Source organism: Mycobacterium sp. ACS4331 (assembly GCF_001667265.1).
GTDB lineage: Bacteria > Actinomycetota > Actinomycetes > Mycobacteriales > Mycobacteriaceae > Mycobacterium.
The window spans coordinates 166,480-189,165 of record NZ_LZHW01000102.1 but is presented as its reverse complement, the minus strand read 5'-3'; the positions used below and the strand labels follow the sequence as shown (position 1 = coordinate 189,165).

The 22,686-nt window shown below is 68.8% G+C and carries 21 protein-coding genes; 11 read left to right on the top strand and 10 right to left on the bottom strand.

Features of this window, described 5'->3' with window-relative positions:
* Position 1: 1 nt before the first annotated feature.
* Both A5727_RS24220 and A5727_RS24215 read left to right on the top strand, forming a co-directional pair.
* On the top strand, positions 2-280 hold the full coding sequence (locus A5727_RS24220; protein WP_068256390.1) for a DUF7162 family protein: 279 nt from the start codon (positions 2-4) through the stop codon (positions 278-280).
* Positions 277-1,992: an alpha/beta hydrolase gene (locus A5727_RS24215; RefSeq protein WP_068256387.1), complete on the top strand. Its 1,716-nt coding sequence runs from the start codon at positions 277-279 to the stop codon at positions 1,990-1,992. The genes A5727_RS24220 and A5727_RS24215 overlap by 4 nt, the downstream gene beginning before the upstream one ends.
* An 11-nt stretch (positions 1,993-2,003) precedes the next feature.
* Here the strand turns inward: A5727_RS24215 and A5727_RS24210 are convergent, their stop codons facing one another.
* Positions 2,004-3,011, bottom strand: a complete 1,008-nt coding sequence (locus A5727_RS24210) for an oxygenase MpaB family protein (RefSeq protein ID WP_068256384.1) — start codon at positions 3,009-3,011, stop codon at positions 2,004-2,006.
* A gap of 61 nt (positions 3,012-3,072) precedes the next feature.
* On the opposite strand from A5727_RS24210, the gene A5727_RS24205 reads away from it, so the two are divergent.
* Both A5727_RS24205 and A5727_RS24200 read left to right on the top strand, forming a co-directional pair.
* Positions 3,073-3,675, top strand: coding sequence for a TetR/AcrR family transcriptional regulator (locus tag A5727_RS24205; protein WP_068256380.1), 603 nt, complete (start codon positions 3,073-3,075; stop codon positions 3,673-3,675).
* A 31-nt stretch (positions 3,676-3,706) separates the two neighbouring features.
* The gene (locus A5727_RS24200; protein WP_082950001.1) at positions 3,707-5,020 is read left to right on the top strand and encodes an adenylate/guanylate cyclase domain-containing protein; all 1,314 of its coding nucleotides are present in this window, start codon (positions 3,707-3,709) and stop codon (positions 5,018-5,020) included.
* A 17-nt stretch (positions 5,021-5,037) separates the two neighbouring features.
* Here A5727_RS24200 and A5727_RS24195 read toward each other — a convergent pair whose 3' ends face one another.
* The gene (locus tag A5727_RS24195) at positions 5,038-5,538 is read right to left on the bottom strand and encodes a Dps family protein (RefSeq protein WP_068256377.1); all 501 of its coding nucleotides are present in this window, start codon (positions 5,536-5,538) and stop codon (positions 5,038-5,040) included.
* A 115-nt stretch (positions 5,539-5,653) separates the two neighbouring features.
* Positions 5,654-6,388, bottom strand: a complete 735-nt coding sequence (locus A5727_RS24190; RefSeq protein WP_197507740.1) for an SDR family oxidoreductase — start codon at positions 6,386-6,388, stop codon at positions 5,654-5,656.
* A 66-nt stretch (positions 6,389-6,454) separates the two neighbouring features.
* Here A5727_RS24190 and A5727_RS24185 point away from each other — a divergent pair, with 66 nt between their 5' ends.
* Positions 6,455-7,030 (top strand): TetR/AcrR family transcriptional regulator, encoded by a 576-nt coding sequence (locus tag A5727_RS24185; RefSeq protein ID WP_068256371.1) that lies wholly within the window; start codon positions 6,455-6,457, stop codon positions 7,028-7,030.
* Between the two features lie 2 nt (positions 7,031-7,032).
* Here A5727_RS24185 and A5727_RS24180 read toward each other — a convergent pair whose 3' ends face one another.
* Genes A5727_RS24180 through A5727_RS24150 form a run of 7 tightly spaced genes read right to left on the bottom strand, consistent with a single transcriptional unit; the run spans position 7,033 to position 15,226 of the window.
* Entirely contained in the window at positions 7,033-8,868 is a 1,836-nt protein-coding gene (locus A5727_RS24180; protein WP_068256368.1) for a DUF2339 domain-containing protein, read from the bottom strand.
* A 55-nt stretch (positions 8,869-8,923) separates the two neighbouring features.
* Entirely contained in the window at positions 8,924-9,559 is a 636-nt protein-coding gene (locus tag A5727_RS24175; RefSeq protein WP_068256607.1) for a response regulator, read from the bottom strand.
* A gap of 26 nt (positions 9,560-9,585) precedes the next feature.
* Positions 9,586-10,740, bottom strand: coding sequence for a MacS family sensor histidine kinase (macS, locus tag A5727_RS24170; RefSeq protein ID WP_502687709.1), 1,155 nt, complete (start codon positions 10,738-10,740; stop codon positions 9,586-9,588).
* Complete coding sequence (gene stpK7, locus A5727_RS24165; RefSeq protein WP_286150258.1) at positions 10,737-12,566, bottom strand: serine/threonine protein kinase StpK7; 1,830 nt, start codon at positions 12,564-12,566, stop codon at positions 10,737-10,739. Before stpK7 ends, macS begins: the two co-directional genes overlap by 4 nt.
* A 48-nt stretch (positions 12,567-12,614) precedes the next feature.
* Positions 12,615-13,376, bottom strand: coding sequence for an amino acid ABC transporter ATP-binding protein (locus tag A5727_RS24160; protein WP_068256359.1), 762 nt, complete (start codon positions 13,374-13,376; stop codon positions 12,615-12,617).
* Between the two features lies 1 nt (position 13,377).
* A complete protein-coding gene (locus tag A5727_RS24155) occupies positions 13,378-14,298 on the bottom strand; it encodes an amino acid ABC transporter permease (RefSeq protein WP_068256356.1) in 921 nt (306 codons plus the stop codon).
* 16 nt (positions 14,299-14,314) lie between these two features.
* Positions 14,315-15,226, bottom strand: coding sequence for an ABC transporter substrate-binding protein (locus A5727_RS24150; protein ID WP_157521553.1), 912 nt, complete (start codon positions 15,224-15,226; stop codon positions 14,315-14,317).
* 250 nt (positions 15,227-15,476) lie between these two features.
* Between A5727_RS24150 and A5727_RS24145 the strand changes: the two genes are divergently transcribed.
* From A5727_RS24145 to A5727_RS24120, 6 genes are all read left to right on the top strand, one after another.
* Positions 15,477-16,061: an HdeD family acid-resistance protein gene (locus tag A5727_RS24145; protein ID WP_068256349.1), complete on the top strand. Its 585-nt coding sequence runs from the start codon at positions 15,477-15,479 to the stop codon at positions 16,059-16,061.
* Positions 16,062-16,159: 98 nt separating this feature from the next.
* Positions 16,160-17,707, top strand: coding sequence for a cytochrome ubiquinol oxidase subunit I (locus tag A5727_RS24140; protein WP_068256346.1), 1,548 nt, complete (start codon positions 16,160-16,162; stop codon positions 17,705-17,707).
* 15 nt (positions 17,708-17,722) lie between these two features.
* Entirely contained in the window at positions 17,723-18,769 is a 1,047-nt protein-coding gene (cydB, locus tag A5727_RS24135) for a cytochrome d ubiquinol oxidase subunit II (protein ID WP_068256343.1), read from the top strand.
* A gap of 41 nt (positions 18,770-18,810) precedes the next feature.
* On the top strand, positions 18,811-20,433 hold the full coding sequence (cydD, locus tag A5727_RS24130; protein ID WP_231992208.1) for a thiol reductant ABC exporter subunit CydD: 1,623 nt from the start codon (positions 18,811-18,813) through the stop codon (positions 20,431-20,433).
* The gene (cydC, locus tag A5727_RS24125) at positions 20,420-22,135 is read left to right on the top strand and encodes a thiol reductant ABC exporter subunit CydC (RefSeq protein ID WP_068256340.1); all 1,716 of its coding nucleotides are present in this window, start codon (positions 20,420-20,422) and stop codon (positions 22,133-22,135) included. Before cydD ends, cydC begins: the two co-directional genes overlap by 14 nt.
* Complete coding sequence (locus A5727_RS24120; protein WP_068256337.1) at positions 22,132-22,686, top strand: DUF4190 domain-containing protein; 555 nt, start codon at positions 22,132-22,134, stop codon at positions 22,684-22,686. Before cydC ends, A5727_RS24120 begins: the two co-directional genes overlap by 4 nt.

The following is a 22,686-nucleotide window of genomic DNA, read 5'->3' as shown; positions in this document are numbered from 1 at the left end:
AATGAATCACCCGCCGCTGTCCGCAGACCCTGCGAAGCTTCAGGAACTGACCACTGCGGTGGCCCGGGCCGCCGACCGGATTCTCGCGCAGCCCATCCCGCAGTTCGATCCCGCCGCCCTCGTGGGCACCGAGACCTCGGCCGTCGTCGCGGCCACCGACGTCGGCGCGCGATGCCGTGGGGTGGTGGCCGCACTCCACGCCTGGTCGCAGACCGCCCAGCGCTGCGCTGACGATCTGGCTGCCGCCGACCAGTCGACCGCGTCCCGGCTGGGTCGATGACCCCGGCGCCGACGGTCACCGACGTCGAGCGCTGGCGGCCGGCGGTGCTGCAGGAGGTCGCCGAGGGGTGGTCGGCGCTGGCGCAGGCGCTGCGCCGACACACCGAAGGACTGGGTCGCGAGAAGGACGGCTGGCTCGGCGCCGCCGCCGATGAGGCCTTCACCCGGTTGAACCACAGCGTGACCCAGGCGCACCGGTTGGCGCAGGCCCTGTCAACGGCGGCGGTACAGGCCCGGCGGGGCGGTCTCGAGTTGCTCGCGGCCCGATCTGCGCTGGTTGCGGTGTTGAGGTCGGTGCGAGCGCTCGGATGCGACGTCGACGACGCCGGGGTGGTGTCGGCGGCCACGCCCCGATTCGGGTCCGCCGACGACTTGACCGTGCAGGTGCAGGCCGCGCTGCGGCGCGCCGGCGCGGTCGACCACGCCGTCGCGGGCGCGATTCGCGAAGCGTTGGGTGCGGCGCCCTCCGAGGGGTCGGCACCTCCGCCGCTGCGCGGTCCCGCCGCATCGGCCACCGCGCCCGCGGCCACCGACGTGGTGGCGGCCTGGCCGAAAATGAGTCAGGACCGGATCGCCGAGCAGATCGCCGCCATGACACCCGGGCAGCGGGCGGCGCTGATCGCCGGCGCGCCGCTGCAGGTGGGTAACACCGATGGCGTGCCCTGGCCGATGCGGGTCGCGGCCAACGAGATCAACATCACCGACGCCATTGCCGCACAACGCCGTATCCTCGACCGTCCGGAGAACGAGAAGATCCGCGAGGCGCTGGCGCAGGGTTTCGGCCAGGGACTGCGCGGCGCGGGCGGCTTCGGTCCCGATCGCGCTGCGGCGGAACGGTTTCAGGCGATGGTGTTCACCGATCCGGCCTGGCGTGCCGCCGCGATCGCCCACCACGACCGGGTCCCCCGGCGCGGTATCGCGTTCTACCGCGAGTTGACGGCCGCGGTGCCCGATCCGACCGGGCACAGCGCCGAACCCGTGAAACGTCAGGTGCTCGCGTTCGATCCGGCGAAATCGTCCCTGGTCGAACTGCACGGTGATCTGAGCCGCGCGACCAGTCTCGCCGTGCTGGTTCCGGGCCTCAACACCACAGTGCTGGAATCGGATTCGAACGTCAGGACCGCACGCAGGTTCGTCGCGGCCGGCGGCGGTGACGTCGCGATGATCACGTATCTGGGCGGCCCGTTTCCCACCGGGAACGACGTCGTCAGCGGTGTGCTGGATGCCGCGCAGTCTCGGTATGCGCTCGACATGGCGCCGCGGCTGGTGGCGTTCAGCGAGGACGTCGAGCGCACCGTCGACGCCACCGGCCGACACATCCCGGTGACCTATCTCGGGCACTCCTACGGTGGGTCGATTCTCGGCACGGCCGAACGACTGGGGTTGACCGCCGATCGAACCGTCTATGTGGCCGCCGCCGGGGCGGGTGTCGGTGTCGAGAGCCAGAACGACTGGCACAACCGCAATCCCGACATCGAACGGTATGCGATGACGGCCCCGGGTGACTGGATCGAGGCGGTGCAGGGTCGGCCGGGCAGCCCGCACGGCGCCGATCCCGACGAGATGGCAGGCGTGTGGCGGCTCGCGACGGGGCGGCGACTCGACGGCACCGAGATGTCCGGGCTGCGCGCTCACGGCGACATCGTCAACGAACCGTCGGACGCGTGGCGCAACCTGCTGGCGGTGATCACCGGCCGGCCGGTGGTGCGGTGACCGCCGTGATCTCAGGCCATCTGTTCGACCTTGGCACGGCTGCGCTCGGGATCGGTGCCCAGCACGTACGTGGGTGAGGTGACGGGCCGGGCTTGGGCGGTGGCCATGCGCTTCTGGGCCGCCCGGAACTCCGGCAGCGGGCCCATCGCGGTGTGCACGCCGTTGATCAACGCGAACACCGACGCCTGGCGCAGTGCACGCTCGACCGGATTGGGCGGCTTGTACTGCACCATGGCCGCAGCCCACCGCGGCAGCGTGTCGCGGATCGCCCAGTCCAGGAAGTCGCCGCCGGGCAGTTTGGCCTCGGCGTCGGACAGGTTCACACCGGTGGCCATGGCCGTGCCGTACGTGATGGCCAACTTGGGCAGGTATGAGTGCAGGCACTCCAGCGTCTCGGCCTTGGTCTCGGGCAGGTCTGTTCCGCCGAGCGCATGACCGACCTTGACGAACTCGCGGTAGTAGCGGTCGATCTTCTTGCCGCGCAACGGGTTCGGGTGATAGTACTCGTGGGCCGTGGCGATGCCCCAGACGACCGTCGCGTAGTTCCACCGCAACCAGTCGGGGTCGTCGGCGTCATAGGGCAGGCCGTCGGGCCGGGTGCCCTTGATGGTGTGATGCATGGCGCGCACGGTGGTGGCCAACCGTTCGGCGGTGGCCGTCGAACCGTACGCGGTGCCGATGAAGAACGACACCGAGTGCCCCAGCCGAACCGCCGCACCCTCCGGATCGACCAGCATGGTGGGCTCCCCGGTCTCCGAGTCGCGGGCCACGATGCGCGAGTGGTCGACCCCCATCCAGAAGATGCTGGGATCGAACCGCTCGATGTAGGCCGCGCACTGCAGGCCCAGCACCAGCGCGGGCAGGTGCGAATGCACATGCCACACCGCACTTCCCGGACCGAACCAGCCGGGATCACCGACGGGGCCGTCGAACTCGAGGCCGCGGAAGTACCGACCGCGGATCTCCTTGTCATAGAAGCGGGTGATCCGGTGCTGCAGAAGCTGATGCGGAAGCTGCATGGGGCCAGCCTACAATTCTGGTCACAGCCGTGTCCAGAATTTTCGCCGCTAAGCTCTACCCATGTCCAGCCCCACCAGGTGGGCGGGGGTTCCGCTCACCGATCGCCGCGTCGAGCGCCGAAACCTGCTCGTCGGCGCGGCTTTCGCGCTCTTCGGCGACGGTGGCGAGAGCGCGGTGTCGGTGCGGTCGGTGTGCCGCGAGAGCGCGCTGAACACGCGGTATTTCTACGAGAGCTTCGCCGACACCGACGAGCTGCTCGGCGCGGTGTACGACGTGGTGGCCGCGGAGTTGAATGCCGAAGTCGAACGCGAGATCCTCGCCGCGGGTGGCGGCCCCCTCAAGCGACTGCGGGCCGGCATCCGCGCGGTGCTGGGTTTCAGCAGCGCCGATCCGCGGCGCGGACGTGTGCTCTTCACCGAGGCCCGCGCCAATCCGGTGCTGGCGGCGCGGCGCGAGATCGCCCAGGAGACACTGCGTCAGATGGTGCTCAGTGAGCGCGAACAGGCCCTGCCGAACGGCGACCGCACGGCGACACTGGTGGCCGCGGCGATGTACACGGGCGCGATGGCCGAGTTGGCCCAGCAGTGGCTGTCGGGGAACCTGGGCGACGATCTCGACGTCGTCGTCGAGCACGCGGTGCGACTGGTCTCGCCGAGCGACTGACCTGCCGCGTCGACGGCGTTACGCTGCTGGAATGCCGAGAGCACGCGAAGCGACGGCCGCCGTGCGGGCCGTGCGGCGGGCCCGCCGGGACAACCCGTGCGTCTCGAGCCGCAATGCGCACTACGCCGACAGTGCGGCGCGCAGGTTCCGCGTGCTCAAGATCGCCACCTGGATCGCCGCCGCGGTCAGCGGGGCGTTCGGCATCTGGCAGCTGGTCGGCGGGTTCGGTGTCGAACGGATCGCGGCCATCAACATCGCGTCCGCGCTCGTGTTCCTCACGATTCCACTGCTGCGCCGGTTCGGGGAACTGGTGCCCGCGATCACCTTCGTGATCGCGGCCTACGCCTCGGTCTCGTTCATGGCCTGGACCATCGGCACCGGATCCGGACTGCAGTTCTACTTCCTGATCTCGGCCTCCATCGTGGTGCTGGCACTGGGCACCGACCGCATCGTGCTGGCCAGCGCGCTGGTCGCCGTCGGCGCGATCCTGGTGGTGGTGCTCGAACTGAACGTTCCGCGCAGCACGGGCGTGATGCCGGACTGGTCCCTGACCATCGGCTTCATCAGTTCCGTGGCGTCGTCCTGCCTGATGGCGTTCGCCACGGTGTGGTACGTGCTGCGCGAGGTCGGCCGGGCCGAGGTGGCCATGGAGCTGGAATACCAACGCTCCGAACAGCTTCTGGCCAACATCCTGCCGTCGACCATCGCCGAGCGACTCAAGGACCCCGACCACGACATGATCGCGGACGCCTACGACGACGCGTCGATACTCTTCGCCGACATCGCAGGATTCACCCGTCGGGCCAGCGAGACCGCGCCGTGCGACCTCGTGGGGTTCCTCGATCGTCTGTACACGCAGTTCGACGCGCTGGTCGACCAGCACGGCCTGGAGAAGATCAAGACCACCGGAGACTCCTACATGGTGGTCAGCGGGGTGCCGACACCGCGGCCCGACCATCTTGCCGCCCTGGCCCTGCTGGCGCTGGACATGGCCACCACCGTGGCCGGACTGCGCGATCCCGAAGGCCGGCCGGTGCCCATCCGGATCGGGCTCGCAGCCGGACCCGTGGTCGCCGGCGTGGTCGGGGCCCGGCGGTTCTTCTACGACGTGTGGGGTGACGCCGTCAACGTCGCCTCCCGCATGGAGACCACCGATCAGGAGGGACGCATCCAGGTGCCCGACGCCGTCTACCGGCGCCTGCGCGACGACTTCGTCTTCGAGGAGCGCGGAGACGTCGAGATCAAGGGCAAGGGCGTCATGCACACCTGGTACCTCACCGGACGCCGCAGCGAACCTGTGGTCACGCCCCGCGAAGGTGCGGTCGGGGCGACAGGCCGGCGGTGACGCCGATCGCGCGGCGATCAGACCTTACGGTTCTCCGAACTGATCAACCAGGCCTGCTTCTCCAAGCCGTCGATCAGCTGGTGAAGGATGTCCGCGGTGGTGGGATCCTCGGCATCCACGGCGTCGTGCACGGCGCGCATGGTGTCCACGGCCGCCCGAATCCGGGTGGTGACCAGGTCCACCACTTCGCTGCTGCTCTGCTCGAACGCCGGGAACTGCGGGAGGCTGGTGGTCGCGGCGACGGTGTCGGACCTGCCGTCCGGCGTGCCGTAGAAGGCGCGCATCCGCTCGGCGATCGTGTCACTGCCCTCGCGGGCGAAATCGACGAGTTCGTCCAACTGCAGGTGCAGATCACGGAAGTTGGTGCCGACGACGTTCCAGTGGGCCTGCTTGCCCTGCAGGTGCAGTTCGATCAGGTCGACCAGGACTCTCTGCAGGTTGTCGAAGAACTCGGCGGACGGTGCGAAGCCGGTGATCCCGTCGGCGTCGCGCCTCTGGTTTCGCAGTGCTGTGCTCATGGGGGAATCCCTCTCCTCTGCGTATCGACAGTTCGATAGGTGTAACGCTTGGTAACAGAATGAATTCCGGCACGCTCCGGCGACCGCGTCACGTTTCGCGGGGTCGGCTCCCGGGTCAGGACTGCGCCGTGGGGCGGACCACGATCTCCCCCACGTCGACGCCGTCCGGTTGCTCGATCGCGAACCCGACCGCGCGGGCCACCGCGTCGGGTGGCATGGCCAGATCGGCCCGCAGCGCGCGGAGTCGCTGGGCGCTCTCCTGACTCGCGCCCTTGCCCACTCCCTCCGTGTCCGTCAGGCCCGGGGATATGACCGTCACCCGCAGATCCGGGCCGGCCTCCTGCCGCAGCGACTCGGACAGCACCCGGACCGCGGTCTTGGTCGCGGCGTAGACGCCCTGCGTGGCCACGATCCGATGAGCCGCCGTGGAGGCGGTGTGGATGAAGTGACCCGATCCCTGCGCGCGAAACACGGGCAGGGCCGCGCTGATCCCGTTGAGCACGCCGGTCAGGTTCACCTCGATCATCTGCTGCCAGTCATCGACGCGCAGGTCGTCGAAGGCCGACACCGCCATGCTGCCGGCGTTCGAGAAGAGCACGTCGAGGCGTCCGAACCGCCGCCGGGTGGCGTCGACGAGGTGTTCGACATCGGCCCGTCGCCGAACGTCCGTGCGCAGCGCGACGGCGACGCCACCGCGGTCCGTGATGTGCTGGACCACATCGTCGAGCCGGTCGGAGCGGCGCGCGGCCAGGACCACGGCCGCACCGCGGGCCGCGAGGTGCACGGCAGTCGCGGCACCGATCCCGCTCGATGCCCCGGTGATGGCCACCGTCTTGCCGTCGATGCCCATCAACGCCCCCTGCCGGATACGCTAAACGGACAATTGTCCGAAACTATCCGAAAGGTTACCGGACATATGTCCGCTTCGCCTGGCGACCGCACCCCGGCCCCTCGTCGCGCCGACGCGCGACAGAATCGCGCGCGCATCCTCGAGGTCGCCAGCGCGGCCCTCGACGTCGAGCCCGACGCCACCCTCCAGTCGATCGCCGCCGCCGCAGGCGTCGGGCAGGCCACGCTGTATCGGCACTTCCCGACACGTGAGGCCCTGTTGGCCGAGGTCTACCGCGACGACTTCGAGCGTCTTGTCGACGCGTCGGCGGACCTGCTGAGCCGTCACGAACCGGATGCCGCCCTGCGGGCCTGGCTGGACGTCCTGGCCGCTTTCGGACGCAGGAAGCATGCGCTGTCGCACGTCTTGGACGCCGCGACGCGCGACGAACTTCACCATGAGCAGTACGACCGCATCATCGCTGCGATCGACCGACTGCTCGCGGCCGGTCAGAGCGGTGGGACGCTGCGGCCCGACGCACGCGCCGAGGACGTCCTCCCGCTGGTCAGCTTTCTGTGGCGGCTCGACACGCGCGTCGACGACCGGGTGCCCCACCTGCTGAACCTGGTCGTCGACGCGTTGCGCGTGCGGCCTCCGCGCTGATCTCAGGCGGAGTCCGCCCCGTCGCCCTGAGCCAGGCTCCGGGCGTACCCGGTGCCCATGCCGAGGAGCACCAGACCGACCACGATGAATGCCGCGACGCGGAACATGCCGTCGAGGGTCCCGAGATCGAACAGGAACAACTTGGCGGTTGCGGCCACCGTCAACGACAGGCCGCCGATGACTCCCGCGATCCGCTCCTGAGGGCCGGTCATGCGCCGCGCCGCGACCAGAAGCACGGCGGCGCCGCCGATCCAGCAGATCGTCGCCGCCATGTGCCCGGCCAGAAAACCGCCGTCGGCCCCCGCGATCAGCACGCCGGTCGTCACGGTGAACATCGTGATCGAGTACAGCGCGACGAGTCCCGAACCGATCCAGAGCATGCGCACACCGTCACCCGCGAGGTGGGCGGGCCTGGCCCAGGTGTAGCCGATCGCAGCCGCACACGCAATGGCCAGCGAGCTGGCGACGATGTTCGAGATCGCCAGCGGCACAGCCAGTTCCGTGCCCTCGAAGAGGTATCCGGGCGGCGCGTAGGCGAGGAACGCCAGACCGCCGACGGCCGCGAACGCCAGACCGATCCACGCCGCGATCCGGCTGCGGCGACCGGCCAGGGTGACGACAAGGGCCATCCCCAGCAGCACGGGTGCCTCCACTTCGCCGTCGAAGGCCGCGGTCACTGCGATCAACGCGGCGAAAGCCGACAGCGCCGACCAGATCACGACCACAGGGGTGGTGACGCCCGCCAGCCTGCGTCCCGCGGTGCTCAGTGCCAGCATCGCCGCGGCCACGGCGGTGGCCAACAACACCGCCAGCACTCGGGGCACCGCGCCACCCGCGGCCAGCGCCGGAAGCACCCCGACGACCGTGAGAAGCCCCATCGCGGTCGGGCGGGTGGTCGTCGGCAGCAACACGATCGAGGAGAGCACCGCCAGCAGGGCCGCAACGCCGCATGCTCCACCGAGCAGCCAGCCGTCGCCTCGGTCCCCGGAGACGCTCGTGACGAACAGGGCGGCAAGGAGGGGCAGGGTGACGCCCACCGTTCGCGCGGCGTGCATCCACAGCCAGTCCCGGCCCAGCTGCACGGGCAGCGCGGCCGCGGACAACGCGGTCATGAATCCGATCAGCAGCAGCGTGACCCCGTCGCCGACGATCGGTGCCAGCACGATCAAGGGCACCAGAACCAGTAGTGCCAACTGCTGGGAGTTCCAGCGCCGCGCCAGGGTCAGTCCCCCGCCGCCGATCACCGCCGCGGTCACAAGCCCGAACCCCGGTGAGACCCAGCCGTAGATCGTGGTGATCGCGATGACGTCCATGTAGGCCGCGGCCACGCCCGTGGCCGTCAGGGCGACACCGCCGACCTGCCCACCCGGCCTGTGCCACAGTCGAACTCCGACGACCACCAGACCAGCCGCCAGGACCGCGCCGGCCGCGACCCGAATCTCGGGGCGCAGGACCCCGGCCTGGGCGGCCAGCACCAGCAGCAGCACGACGCCGACGAGGGTCACGGCCACTCCCGCGACTGCGAGCAGCTTGCCGATCCAGTTCTGGTCCTCGTCGCGCTGCAACCGTGCCGACAGCTTCCGCCGCGGCGGAGCGGGCACGGGCGGCGGCACAAACCCTGGGTGCGGTGGGACGGGTTGGGGCATGGGGTGCGGTGGAAGAGGTTGGGACACGGGTGCCATCACCGGAACCGGCGGGGCCGTCATCACCGGGACCGGCGGGGCAGCAACCGCCGCCCCGAGTTCTGCGAATCGCCCAGCCACCGCGGCCATGTGCTGCGACAGCTGATCGAGTTCGATGGACAACCGTTGCAGGGCATCCTGATGCGGTGCAGTCATCGCTCCATCGTGGCCGCGCGTGTGCGGACAGCGGATGAGTAGGACTACCGGCTTTTCAGTCCTTGTCGAGTCCGTGTTCGATCGCGTACCGCGTCAACTCCACACGGTTGGCCAACTGCAGCTTGCGGAACGTCGCCTGGACGTGATTCTCGACCGTGCGGTGGCTGACCGACAGCTTGGCCGCAATCTGTTTGGCGGTCAACCCCTTTGCCACGTGCCGCAACACCTCAGTCTCCCGCTCGGTGAGGGTGGGACCTGAGTCGCCGGCCCTGGCCGGCCGCTGCGCGATCCGCCGGTACTCCCCCAGCACCAGTCCGGCCAGGCTCGGAGTGAACACCGCACGTCCCTGTGCGGTGGCCCGGACCGCGTCGGCCAGTTCGGCCCGTGACGCACTCTTCACGAGGTATCCCGTCGCGCCGGCCTTGACGGCCTGCAGGACGTCCTCGCGTTCGCCTGAGGCGGACAGGACCAGCACCCGACTCGTCGGCGAAACCTCGAGCACGCCGACCGTCGCCGCGGCCCCGTCGCCGTCGGGCAGCTGCATGTCCATCAGGACCACGTCGGGGCGCACCACGGCGGCCCGCCGACGGGCAGACGCGACACCGTCCGCGGTGGCCACCACGTCGAACCCGTCGTCGGCGAGGTCGCGCGCGACGGCGTCGCGCCAGATCGGGTGGTCGTCGACGACCATCACCGTCGGACCGTCACCCACGCAACTCACCCCTGTCCGTCAGCATCCCGCGGCACCGTCAGCTCCCATTCCACACCCCCACCGGCTTCGGTGGTCAGGTCCGCGGTGCCCCCCACCGCCTGCAGTCGGCCGACGATCGACCGCGATATGCCCATTCGTCCTTCGGCTTCGGCCTGCCGCAGCCGACCGGGCGCGATTCCGACACCGTCGTCCCGCACGCTGACGATGACACGGTCACCGAGGTCCTCGAGAAGGACGAACGCCGTCGCGTCCGCACCGGCGTGGGCGGACACATTGTCGAGCACGTTGCCCACCGCGGCACCGATCTCGGCGACGACCCCGGCCGGCAAGGGCACCACCGTCGCGGGGACACTGACGACAACCCGTTCGGCCGCAAAACGATTCAGGGTCAGGCGCAGGTCCACCCACCCGGCGTCCGCGCCGTCGGGGACCTCCTGAGTGCTGACCAGTCTGCGCAGCGCGCGTTCCTGCTCCCCGGCGAGCACCGCGAGTTCGCCCGCAGCACCGCCTATTTCGCGACCACGCTTGGCCACCAGCGCGAGCACCTGGATGACGCCGTCGTGGACGTGGCGGGCCAGCCGTTCGCGTTCGGCCACGGCGGCCGACATGCGCACGGCACGCTCCAGTTCGGCGTGCGCGCGCCGCGCCGTCTGCGCGGCCATTCCGACCGCGAGGCCCACCGCGAGTTCGATGACGATCGTCGCGTTGCGGGCCAGGTCGACGTTGACGTATCCCTTCAGCGCGCCGTACACCGCCATCATCGCGCAGCCGGCGAGCATGCCGAGGATGGGTCCGCGCAGGATCGCCGCCGAGATCGTGACGTTGGTGGCCCACAGGGTGGTTGGCCAGGACTGGTTGGCCGCGATCCACTCCTGTGACGCCACGAGGTGGGTGGACCAGATCAGGGCAGCGACCACGATGAATTCGGCGAGCACCCAGGCCGGGCGGCGACCGAAGCCGTGCAGGTAGGCCACCGCGCACATCAGGGTCCACACGGACAGCACGCCGAACAGCACCCAGCCCAGGACGGGATGGTCGAGTTCGTCGACCGAGGCGATCTCGAAGCCGGCCGCATAGACGAAACTGAGCAGGCGGAACACCTGGGCGGCACGCCACATCGGCGCGGTGGGATCGTGGGTGGGTGGCGCAGCAGCGCTCACCTGGACGCGCCGTTGATGATCGGCTCGTCGATCATTCCTCGTTCGACACCCCACATGGTCGCGATGGTCCTGTACTCGCCGGTGTCGATCAGGTGCGCGAGCGCCAGGCGGAGCGCCTCGGCCAGGCCCGACCCCTTCGCGACCGCCCAGCCGTAGAGCCCGGCGTCGAACACCTCGCCCGTGACCTCGATCGCGCCGCCGCTGGTCTTGACGGCGAATCCGGTGACCGGCGAGTCGGCAGACATCGCGTCGACCTCACCCGCGATGAGCGCGGCGGTCAGATCGTCCTGCCGGGTGTAGACCACCTTCTCGATGGGCGGGCGACCGGCGGCGACGCAGGCGGCGCTCTTGGCCGGGATCTCCTCGGTCTCCTGGATCACCGCGTACGCCACCCCGACCCGCAGGCCGCACGCGTCGTTGGGGTCGACGTGCACGCCCGGGCGCTGCGCCCACAGCGTGCCCGCTTCGAAGTAGTTCACGAAGTCGACGACCTGTTGGCGTTCCCGGGTGTCGGTGACCGACGACATCCCGAGGTTGAAACTGCCGGACTGAACCGAGCCCAGGATGCTCTCGAAGGCCGTCTCCCGAAAGTCCGGCGTCAGACCCATCGTGCGGGCGACCGCTTTCATCAGGTCGACGTCGAACCCCACCAGTTCGCCGTAGGAGTCCCGAAACTCGTTCGGCGCGTAGGGCACGTTGACGCCGATGACGAGACGCCCGGTGGCGCGGATCTCCGCGGGCACGGCGTCCGCGACCGTCGACACCGCGTCGGCGGGTGCTGCCTGCGCGACGGTCGCGGTGCTCTCCGACACGCTCGCGGTCCGGGTGCGCTCATTGGGGCCGGACCGCAGCTGCCAAGCCGCCAGCGTGGACACCGACGCCACCAGGGCGACGACCGCGCCGATGACGGCGAGGCGACGACGCAGCGACGGCGTGCGGGCCGTGGCGCGGTGCGCCGACCGGCCCGTGCTCCTGCGGTCGGCACGGACGCGGGGCCGGTCCACAGCCCTGCGGGTGGCCGCGGCCAACTCGGGTGCGGTCTGGTACCGGCGCTCCGGATCCTTGGCCATGCCCTTCTCGATGACCTCGTCGAAGGCCGCCAGGGCGGGATCCACATCAGAGGGCCGCGGTGGCGGATTCACCATGTGCCCGGCGATCTGCTGTTCCAGGCTGTCACTGGGATACGGGCGGCTGCCCGTGAGGCATTCGTAGAGCACACAGGTCAGCGCGTAGATGTCGGAGCGCGGATCGCTGAGGCCCCCGCTGAACCGCTCGGGCGCCATGTAGGCCAGGGTGCCCAGGGTGTTGCCCGTCGTCGTGATGCCCGGTTCGGTGGTGGCCCGGGCCAGACCGAAGTCGATGAGGTAGACGAACTCGCTCTCGGAGATCAGGATGTTCGACGGTTTGACGTCGCGATGCACCAGACCGGCGTTGTGTGCGGCGTCGAGCGCCGAGGCGACCTGCTCGACGACCACGGCCGCGAGTTCAGTGCCCAGGGGTTTGTCCCGCCGGGCCAGGATGTCGCCGAGGTTGAGCCCCTCGACCAGCCGCATGTCCAGATACAGCCGGCCGTCGATCTCGCCGTAGCTGTGGATGGGGACCACGTGCGGATCGTTGACCCCCGCCGCGGCATGCGCCTCGCGCCGGAACCGCTGCTGGAAGACCGCGTCCTGGGCCAGGTGCGGCGGCAGGAGTTTGAGCGCGACGACGCGATCGGTCTTGGTGTCACGGGCGCGGTACACCTCGCCCATGCCGCCACGACCAAGCAGCTCGAGCAGTTCGTAGTGCCCGAACCGCTGCGAAGACCCCGAAGACTCTGTATCCACCGTCTGCTCCCAGGCGCGTCGGCGCCCCCCGTCCCAAGTGGACTGAGGTTACATCACCTTCGACAGGAAGGTCTGCGTACGTTCGTGCTGGGGGTTGCTGAGCACCTCACGCGGGGCGCCGCGTTCAACGACGACGCCGCCGTCCATGAACACCAACTCGTCGGCGACCTCGCGTGCGAACCCCATCTCATGGGTCACCACGACCATCGTCATGCCCTCGGCGGCAAGCTTTTTCATGACTGCCAGCACCTCACCGACCAACTCGGGGTCCAGTGCCGACGTCGGCTCGTCGAACAGCATGAGTTTGGGGCTCATCGCCAGTGCACGCGCGATCGCGACCCGCTGCTGCTGACCGCCCGACAGCTGGGCGGGATAGGCGTCCGCCTTCTCCGCCAGGCCGACCTGATTGAGCAGATCGCGAGCTCGGTCCAGCGCGTCCTGCTTCTTGACCCGCTTGACCTGGATCGGCGCCTCGATGATGTTCTCCAGCGCCGTTCGGTGTGGGAACAGGTTGAAGTGCTGGAACACCATGCCCACGTCGCGACGCTGGCGCGCCACCTCGCGCGGCTTCATCTCATGCAGTTTTCCGCCGCGTTCGTGATAGCCCACCAACTCGCCGTCGACGTAGAGCCGGCCCGCGCTGACGTTCTCGAGGTGGTTGATGCACCGCAGGAATGTCGACTTGCCGGACCCGGACGGTCCGACCAGGACCAGCACCTGCCCCTTCTCGACCTCCAGGGTGATGCCCTTGAGCACCTTGAGTGCGCCGAAGTCCTTGCAGACCGACTCAGCCTTGACCATCGGTGTCATGTCACTCTCCCGGGGTGTCGAGCTGGGCCTTGGCCAGTGCCTCAAGCTGTTTGGAGGTCAGCTTGCGCGAGGCCCCACGCGAGTAGTGCCGCTCGAGGTAGTATTGCCCGACCATCAGGATGCTCGTCACCACGAGGTACCACGTGGCGGCGACCAACAGCAGCGGGACCGGTTCGAATGTGCGCGCGGCGATCTCACGGGACGTGATGCCGTAGAGGTCGAGCGTGAACGGCACCGCCGTGACCAGCGAGGTGGTTTTGAGCATGCTGATCACTTCGTTGCCCGTCGGCGGAATGATGACGCGCATCGCCTGTGGAAGCACCGTGCGCCGCATCGCCATGCCCCACGACATGCCGAGAGCCGTGGACGCCTCCAGCTGCCCCTCGGGCACGGAATTGATTCCCGCGCGGATGATCTCGGCCATGTACGCCGCCTCGTTGAGCGCCAGTCCGAGGATCGCGAGCAGGAACGGGATCGACAGGGCCTGCAGGTTGATCTGCAGCAGTGACGGCCCGAACGGCACCCCGAGCTGGATGTTCTGGTAGATGGTCGGCAGCAGACCCCAGAACACCAGTTGCACGTAGATCGGGGTGCCGCGGAAGATCCACAGGTACACCCAGGCCACCCAGCGCAGCACCGGATTCGGCGAGAGGCGCATCACCGCGATCACCACGCCCAGGGCGATCGCGATGACCATCGAATAGACGGTCAGCTGAAGTGTGTTCAACAGGCCGACCCGCAGGACCCGCTCGTTGAACAGGTACTCGAAGTAGATGGACCATCGGTAGGCCGGATTGGTGGCCGCCCCGTAGAGGAACAGCCCGGCGAGCACGAGGATGACGATCGCCGTCACCCACCGCCAGGGATGCCGTAGCGGGACCGCGTCGATGGCAGCAGGCGACGACGAAACGTCTGTGGTCATGGTGTGTCCGTAGAGATCAGCTGATCGCGCCGTTGATCACCGGCTTGTCGATCATGCCCTCCTCGACACCCCAGTTCTTGGCGATGGCCTCGTACTCGCCGTTTTCGATGAGGTGCTCGAGCGCCTTCTGCAGCGCCGCGGCCAGTGCCGAACCCTTGGCGACGGGCCAGCCGTACGGGGCCGCGTCGAAGACCTCGCCGGCCGCCTCGAGCTTGCCGTTGGTCTCCTTGATCGCATATGCCGTCACGGGCGAGTCGGCCGACATCGCGTCGGCCTGACCGAGGATCACCGCGTTGGTGGCGGCGTCCTGACCGTCGAACGGCACGATGACGATCGCGGGCTTGCCGGCGTCGGTGCACGCCTTGCTCTTGGCGGGCAGTTCGTCGGTCTCCTGATACGTGGTGGCCTGCACCGCGACCCGCTTCCCGCACGCGTCGTTGGGATCGATCGGGGTGCCGGGGCGCTGCGCCCACTGCGTGCCCGCGGAGAAGTAGGTCACGAAGTCGACGGTCTTCTCGCGGTCCTTGGTGTCGGTGAACGACGACATGCCGACGTTGTAGGTGCCGCCCTGGATCGAGGGGATGATCTTCGCGAAGTCGGCTTCGCGGTACTCCGGGGTGAGACCGAGCGTGGCGGCGATCGCGTTCATCAGATCGACGTCGAACCCGACGATCTTGCCGCTCTCGTCCTTGAACTCGTTGGGCTTGTACGGGATGTTGACCCCGACGACGAGCTTGCCGGAAGCCTTGATGTCCTCGGGCACCATGTTGGCGATGTCGTCGACCTTGGTGGCCGAGCCGGTCTCTGAGGTGGCCGACTCCGACGGCGACTCACCTCCGCTGGCACAGCCTGACAGCGCGAACACGCTCGCCGCGGCGACGATCGCCGCACGGCGCCACCAGCGTGTACTCACCCGACGGTCTTGCATTGCTGCTTCCACGTTCATCTCTTTCTGTACTAGGTCGGGCTCAATCTGCGCAGTGGCCGCGCAGTCGATTCCCGCGGTCGTCCGGCCGTCAGCCCTCGCCCAAGCAGAGCACGTTATCGACCCGGGCCCCGGAGCGCACTGTCGGTAACGGAACATTAACGACCACACCTGGTCCACGGGTCAACATTCGTCACTTCTATTGCTGTCGCAAATGCCCTGTCGACCAGGGTGTGTGTGTCACACTTCCGGCATGGACAAAAGCGTGGACGACGTCGGGCAAACCACCACTGCCCCAAGCCTGTTGCCCCACCTGTGGAAGACGACACTGATCTCGGGCGTGCTCGCCCTGATCCTCGGTGTGCTGGCCCTGGTGTGGCCCGGCAAGACCATCATCGTGGCCGCGATCTTCTTCGGTGCGTACCTGCTGGTCAGCGGCCTCATGCAGGTCGTGTTCGCGTTCAGTCTGCGTGTTTCGGGCGCACAACGCGCCCTGCTGCTCATCAGCGGCCTCGCGTCGCTGGTGCTGGCGGTGCTGTGTTTCCTCAGCCTGCAGGATTCGATCCTGCTGCTGGCGATCTGGATCGGCATCGGATTCGTCTTCCGAGGGGTCTCCACCACCATCTCTGCCATCAGCGACAAGACGCTGCCGGCCCGTGGTTGGGAGATCTTCTTCGGCATCGTGAGCCTGGTGGCCGGCATCGTGATGCTGGTGTGGCCCGGACTCTCTCTGATCACGCTGTTCCAGGTGGTGGGCATCTGGCTGATCGTGCTCGGAGTCTTCGAGATCGTGGCGGCGCTGCGCATCCGAAAGGCCACCAAAGTGCTCACCAGTTGACAGCCGGGGTGACTGCAACGCACGTCACCCTGGCTCCACCGAGGCACTGCTACTACAATCCGTAGTAATCAGGACCCGCGGCTCGGGAGTTGGTGCACATGGATGCATTGGACGTATCGCGGTGGCAGTTCGGAATCACCACCGTCTACCACTTCATCTTCGTACCACTGACGATCGGACTCGCTCCGCTCATAGCGGTGATGCAGACGATCTGGCATGTGACCGGGCGACCCGAGTGGTACCGGCTGACACGGTTTTTCGGCAAACTCTTCCTGATCAACTTCGCCATCGGTGTCGCGACGGGCATCGTGCAGGAGTTCCAGTTCGGGATGAACTGGAGCGAGTACTCGCGGTTCGTCGGTGACGTCTTCGGCGCCCCGTTGGCCATGGAGGGCCTGATCGCCTTCTTCTTCGAGTCGACCTTCATCGGACTGTGGATCTTCGGCTGGACCCGACTGCCCCGCGCGCTGCACCTGGCCTGCATCTGGATCGTGGCGATCGGCGTCAACATGTCGGCGTTCTTCATCATCGCCGCCAACTCGTTCATGCAGCACCCGGTCGGCGCGAGGTTCAACCCGGAGACCGGCCGTGCCGAACTGCACAGCATCGTCGACCTGTTGACCAACAACACCGCCATCTGGGCCTTCCTGCACGCGGTGGCGGCATCCTTCCTGACCGCGGCGGTCTTCGTCGCCTGCGTGTGCGCCTGGTGGATGGTGCGCAACCGGCGGGCACTGGACGCGGCGCCCGACGCCGACCTCGACGCCACGAGCGCCGTGCCCGCCGACGAGGACGCCGGCGAGGGCCGGGTCCCCGTCGCCGTCATGGCGGCCAAGGACAACGCGACGATGTTCCGGCCAGCGACCATCCTGGGCTGCTGGGTGGCGCTGGTGGCCGCGGTCGCGCTGTTCTTCACCGGAGACATCCAGGGCAAGCTGATGTTCGAGCAGCAGCCGATGAAGATGGCGTCGGCTGAATCCTTGTGCCGCACCGAATCGGACCCGATGTTCTCGATCCTCACAGTGGGCACGCACAACAATTGCGACAGCGTGGTCCATGTGCTCGAGGTGCCCTATGTGCTGCCCTTCCTGGCCGAGGGCAAGTTCAGCGGAGTGACCCTGCAGGGGGTCGAAGACCTGCAGGCCGCGGCCGAGCAGAAGTTCGGTCCGGGCAACTATCGCCCCAACCTGTTCGTGACGTACTGGTCGTTCCGCGCGATGATCGGATTCCTGGCATTCCCCATGCTCTTCGCCCTGGCCGCACTGTGGCTGGCCCGCGGCGGCCGAGTCCCCAACCAGCGCTGGTTCTCCACGCTCGCCCTCTGGACCCTGCCCACCCCGTTCCTGGCCAGCGCGGCCGGGTGGGTGTTCACCGAGATGGGCCGTCAGCCCTGGGTGGTCGTCCCCAACCCCACGGGCGATCAACTGGTTCGGCTCACGGTGCAGGACGGGGTGTCCAACCATTCGGCGGGCATGGTGTGGCTGTCGCTGGTGAGCTTCACCCTGATCTACGCCGTCCTGGCGGTGATCTGGTTCTACCTGCTGCGCCGATACGTGGCCAAAGGCCCACAGGAACACGACTCCGAACCCGCGCCGCCCACCCCACCCGGGGATGACGACGTGGCCCCGCTGTCGTTCGCCTACTGACAAGGGAGACCGGACATGGGACTGCAGGAGTTCTGGTTCATCACCGTCGCGGTGCTCTTCCTCGGGTTCTTCATCTTGGAGGGATTCGACTTCGGGGTCGGCATGCTGATGGCGCCGTTGGGCGCCATGGCCGGCCCGGAGGACCGTGACAACCACCGCCGCGCGGTGCTCAACACCATCGGACCGGTGTGGGATGGCAACGAGGTGTGGCTGATCACCGCCGGCGGCGCGATGTTCGCGGCCTTCCCGGGGTGGTACGCCACGGTGTTCTCGGGTCTGTACCTTCCGCTGCTGGCCATCCTGCTCGCGATGATCCTGCGGATCGTCGCGATCGAGTGGCGCGGCAAGATCGATGACCCGGTCTGGCGCCGGCGCGCCGACCTCGGCATCGCCGTGGGGTCGTGGGTGCCCGCGATCCTGTGGGGCGCAGCGTTTTCCATCCTGGTTCGTGGTCTACCGGTGGGCGAAGACCACCAGGTGGTCGGCCTGACGTTCACCGACGTGATCAACCCCTACACGCTGCTGGGCGGACTGGCCACCTGCGGTGTGTTCCTGCTGCACGGAGCGGCGTACCTGGCGCTCAAGACCGCCGGAGCGGTGCGTGACAACGCACTCACCATCGCGCGCCGGATCTCGATTCCGGTCGTGCTGATCGCGGCGGTGTACGGCCTGTGGACGCAGTTCGTCTACGGCAAGCCGGGGTCATGGCTGGTGTTGGCGGTTGCCGTGGTGTCGCTGCTGACCGCGGTCGCTCTGCTGCGGGCCGGCACCCACGACGGCTGGGCCTTCATCGCGACCACGGTCGTCGTGTTCGCGGTGGTCGCCATGCTGTTCATCGACCTCTATCCGAACCTGCTGCCCTCGACGCTGAATCCCGAGTGGAGCCTGACGATCGAGAACGCGTCGTCGAACCCCTACACGCTCAAGGTGATGACGTGGGCCGCCGTGATCTTCGCGCCACTGGTGATGATCTATCAGGGTTGGACGTACTGGGTGTTCCGGCAACGCATCACCGCTGATCGCATCCCGGCCTCGGTCGGACTGCCGAGGCACGTGTCCTGACCGCCCCGACGCGCTCGGCGAAGGGGCCGTTGGATCCCCGGTTGGCCCGCGCATCCGGGTCGGTCCGCCGCTACCTGTTCGCGACGGTGTGCTGCGGTCTGGTGACGGCCGCAGCCACGATCGCCTCCGCGGTCGTTGTCGCACACCTGGTGGCGACGGTCATCACCGATCCGACGAGCCGGAGCCTGGGGCATTGGACGCCGACGCTGCTCCTTCTGGGCGGTGTGTGGGCGCTGCGGACCTTGGCGCAGTGGGCCCAGGCCCGGATCAGCCAGCGCGAGGCCAGCGGCGCGATCGCGGATCTGAGCACCCAGGTGCTCACCTCGGTGACCTCGGCGTCGCCGCGGGAGTTGGCCGCGCAACGCGACGACGCGGCGGCGGTCGTGTTGCGCGGGCTCGACGGCCTGCGACCGTATTTCACCTCCTACCTGCCCGCATTGGTGCTGGCCGCGCTGCTCACGCCGGCGGCCGTCGCCGTCATCGCCGGCTTCGACCCGGCCTCGGCGGTCATCGTGCTGATCGCGCTGCCGCTGATCCCGCTGTTCATGGTGTTGATCGGACTGGTGACCGCCGACCGCTCGGCCGCCGCGCTGCAGGCCATGACCACTCTGCAGTCCCGTCTGCTGGACCTCGTGGCGGGCATCCCCACGCTGCGCGCACTCGGCCGGGCCCGCGGGCCGGCGGGCCGGATCGCCGATCTGAATGCGGCACATCGCCGATCGGCGATGTCCACGCTGCGGATCGCGTTCATGTCGTCGCTGGTGCTCGAACTGCTCGCGACGCTCGGTGTCGCCCTGGTGGCGGTCAGTGTCGGGCTGCGGTTGGTCTACGGGGGTGTGACCCTGGCCGACGGGCTGACCGCGCTGCTGTTGGCCCCGGAGGTGTTCTGGCCGCTGCGCCGCGTCGGCGTGGCCTTCCACGCCGCACAGGATGGTAAAGCCGCTGCCGACAAGGCTTTTGAGCTCATCGGTGCGACCACGGAGCGCTCGGCACACGGCACGCGGACGGTGTGTGCCGCCGGCAGTCCACTGCGGATCGAGCACCTGAGCGTGGTCGACCGGGACGGCGCTCGGCCTCAGGATCTGACCGCGACGATCGCACCGGGCCGCGTCACGGTGCTCACCGGCCCCAACGGGGCCGGGAAGTCCACGGCACTGCAGGTCATCGCGGGCCTCACGCGGCCCACGTCGGGCCGGGTCACCGTCGATGATGTGGACGTGGCCGACCTGGATCCGCGGGCCTGGTGGGCACAGCTGTCATGGCTGGCGCAACGCCCGGTTCTGGTGCCTGGCACGGTTTCGGAAAACCTGCAGCTGTTCGGTCCTGTCCCCCACCTTGACGACGCCTGTGCCGCAGCGGGTTTCGACGAGGTGCTGGCCGACCTGCCCCTGGGCACCGCCACAGTCCTCGGCCGCGGCGGACTGGGCCTGTCCCTGGGACAGCGGCAGCGTCTCGGCCTGGCCCGCGTCCTCGGCTCATCGGCACCGATCCTGCTGCTTGACGAGCCCACCGCACACCTCGACTCAGACACCGAGGCCCGCGTACTGGCGGCGATCTCCGAGCGCGCGCACCGCGGGGACACCGTCGTGGTCGTGGGCCATCGGCGTGCGGTGCTCGAGATCGCCGACGACATCGTGGAAGTCACCGCGCATGTTCCGGTCTGATCCCCTGGTGCGCGGCCTGCGCCTGCTGCGCCCGCGTTTGCCGCGACTGGCGCTGGCCGTCGTGTGCGGCGTGCTGTCGCTGGGCAGTGCGCTGGCCCTGGCGGCGGTGTCGGCCTGGTTGATCACGCGGGCGTGGCAGATGCCGCCGATCCTCGACCTGTCGGTGGCCGTGGTCGCCGTGCGGACGTTCGGCATCAGCCGCGGCGTGCTGAACTACTGTGAGCGCCTCGCGTCGCACGACACCGCCCTGCGCGCAGCGGGTTCGGCCCGCGTGCAGATCTACCGGCGGCTGGCCGAGGGCCCCGTCGAGGTCCCGGCCACCCTGTCCGAAGGTGATCTGGTGGGCAGGGTGGGCCACGACGTCGACGAACTGTCCGATGCGCTGGTCCGAGCGATTCTGCCGATCGCCGTGGCCGCGGTCCTGTCGGTGGCCGCCGTGGTGATCGTTGCGCTGATCTCACCGGCGGCCGCACTGGTGCTCGCGGCCTGCCTGGCGGTGGCCGGGGTGCTCGCCCCGTGGCTGTCGGCGCGCGGGGCGGCCGCGCAGGAGGAGGCCGCCCGCCGCCACCACGCCGACCGCGACATCACGGCGATGACCATCCTCGACCACGCACCGGAGCTACGGGTCAGTGGCCAGCTTCCGCGACTGATCGCTGAATCCGCTGAGAGTCAGCGGGATTGGGGTGATGCGCTGGACCGCGCCGCGCGTCCCGCCGCGATCGGTGCGGCCATCCCCACCGCCGCGATGGGCGTCAGCCTGCTGGGTGCGGTGGTGATCGGGATCGAGATGTCGATGACGCTGGCACCCACGACTCTGGCGATCCTGATGCTGCTCCCGCTGTCCTCTTTCGAGGCCGTCACGGCGCTCCCCACCGCGGCGGTCCAGTTGACCCGGTCCCGGATCGCCGCCCGCCGTCTGCTGGCCCTGACCGATGCGGACACCTCGGAAACGACTGCACCGCAGGTCATCTCCGCCCCAGCCGATCTGACCCTGACGGCGCAGGCGACCGCCGGGCATCCCGGCGCAGCGCAGACCGTCGACGTCGACCTCATCCTTGCGCCCGGTGACCGGATGACAGTGCTGGGGCCCAGCGGATGTGGCAAGACCACAGTGCTGATGACGCTGGCGGGACTGCTCACGCCGCGCTCGGGCAGGGTCGCCATCGGCGGCGTACCACTGGATCAGCTTGCCGAGGAGGAACTTCGCGCCACGGTGGTGTTCTTCGCCGAGGATGCGCACGTCTTCGCCACCACCGTTCGAGACAACCTGCTCGTCGTCCGCGGCGACTGCGCCGACGCCGAACTCCTCGCGGCGCTGGATCGGGTGGGACTGCGCGACTGGCTTGCCCGTCTGCCCGACGGGTTGTCGACGATCCTGACCGGGGGCGCCGAGGCGCTGTCGGCCGGGCAGCGCAGGCGCCTGCTGTTGGCGCGAGTGCTGTTGTCCCCCGCGCCCATCGTGCTCCTCGATGAGCCGACCGAGCACTTGGACGCGGCCGCGTCCGACGCGCTGCTGCGGGCTCTGCTGTCGGGTGATCTCCTCGGCGAGAACCGCACAGTGGTGGTGGCCACGCATCACCTTCCCGGCGACATCGCCGCCGACATCCCCAGTCTGACGCTGCAAAGCGCCTCGCAACGCGTCGCGACGGGTACCCTGGCTGGCGGTCCAGCAACTCGACACGACGGGGAGCGCAACTCATGACTCAGCCACCGGGACCCGACTCGCCCGGGTCGTCGCCCGATTCAGGCTATCCACCGCCCCCACCGCCGGGCGGCTATCCACCACCGCCGCCGCCCGGATACGCCGCCGGTTATCCGCCCGCGCCGCCGCAGCCGTACTCGGGGTACGCGCCATCGCCGACGGGGATGAAGAACGGCCTGGGACTCGCGGCACTGATCGTCGGACTGATCTCACTGCCCGCGTCCCTGACGATCATCGGCGGATTCATCCTCGGCATCACCGCGATCATCCTCGGTTTCGTGGCTCGCGGTCGCGTCCGCAGGGGCGAGGCCGACAACGGCGGTGTGGCGCTGTCCGGAATTCTGTTGGGCGCGTTGGGCACGTTGTTGAGCATCGTCGTTGTCGTGTTCGCGGTGGTGGCGGGAAACTGGTTCCTGGACATCGGGGGCCGCGACTTCGTCGACTGCATGACCGAGGCGGGCGACGACGCTGCCGCACAGGCGCAGTGCGAGGACGAGTTCCGCGGCAAGATCGAGGACAACCTGAGCGTCACCCTCACCCCGACCCGCTGA

Coding starts and splice junctions, on each gene's coding strand:
- A5727_RS24155 (WP_068256356.1), bottom strand. CDS start 14,298: ATGACCACAGACGTTTCGTCGTCGCCTGCTGCCATCGACGCGGTCCCG.
- A5727_RS24150 (WP_157521553.1), bottom strand. CDS start 15,226: ATGCAAGACCGTCGGGTGAGTACACGCTGGTGGCGCCGTGCGGCGATC.
- A5727_RS24210 (WP_068256384.1), bottom strand. CDS start 3,011: ATGCAGCTTCCGCATCAGCTTCTGCAGCACCGGATCACCCGCTTCTAT.
- A5727_RS24140 (WP_068256346.1), top strand. CDS start 16,160: ATGGATGCATTGGACGTATCGCGGTGGCAGTTCGGAATCACCACCGTC.
- A5727_RS24120 (WP_068256337.1), top strand. CDS start 22,132: ATGACTCAGCCACCGGGACCCGACTCGCCCGGGTCGTCGCCCGATTCA.
- A5727_RS24190 (WP_197507740.1), bottom strand. CDS start 6,388: ATGGGCATCGACGGCAAGACGGTGGCCATCACCGGGGCATCGAGCGGG.
- A5727_RS24200 (WP_082950001.1), top strand. CDS start 3,707: ATGCCGAGAGCACGCGAAGCGACGGCCGCCGTGCGGGCCGTGCGGCGG.
- A5727_RS24215 (WP_068256387.1), top strand. CDS start 277: ATGACCCCGGCGCCGACGGTCACCGACGTCGAGCGCTGGCGGCCGGCG.
- A5727_RS24220 (WP_068256390.1), top strand. CDS start 2: ATGAATCACCCGCCGCTGTCCGCAGACCCTGCGAAGCTTCAGGAACTG.
- A5727_RS24160 (WP_068256359.1), bottom strand. CDS start 13,376: ATGACACCGATGGTCAAGGCTGAGTCGGTCTGCAAGGACTTCGGCGCA.
- A5727_RS24145 (WP_068256349.1), top strand. CDS start 15,477: ATGGACAAAAGCGTGGACGACGTCGGGCAAACCACCACTGCCCCAAGC.
- A5727_RS24180 (WP_068256368.1), bottom strand. CDS start 8,868: ATGACTGCACCGCATCAGGATGCCCTGCAACGGTTGTCCATCGAACTC.
- cydB (WP_068256343.1), top strand. CDS start 17,723: ATGGGACTGCAGGAGTTCTGGTTCATCACCGTCGCGGTGCTCTTCCTC.
- cydC (WP_068256340.1), top strand. CDS start 20,420: ATGTTCCGGTCTGATCCCCTGGTGCGCGGCCTGCGCCTGCTGCGCCCG.
- A5727_RS24195 (WP_068256377.1), bottom strand. CDS start 5,538: ATGAGCACAGCACTGCGAAACCAGAGGCGCGACGCCGACGGGATCACC.
- A5727_RS24185 (WP_068256371.1), top strand. CDS start 6,455: ATGTCCGCTTCGCCTGGCGACCGCACCCCGGCCCCTCGTCGCGCCGAC.
- A5727_RS24175 (WP_068256607.1), bottom strand. CDS start 9,559: ATGGTCGTCGACGACCACCCGATCTGGCGCGACGCCGTCGCGCGCGAC.
- A5727_RS24205 (WP_068256380.1), top strand. CDS start 3,073: ATGTCCAGCCCCACCAGGTGGGCGGGGGTTCCGCTCACCGATCGCCGC.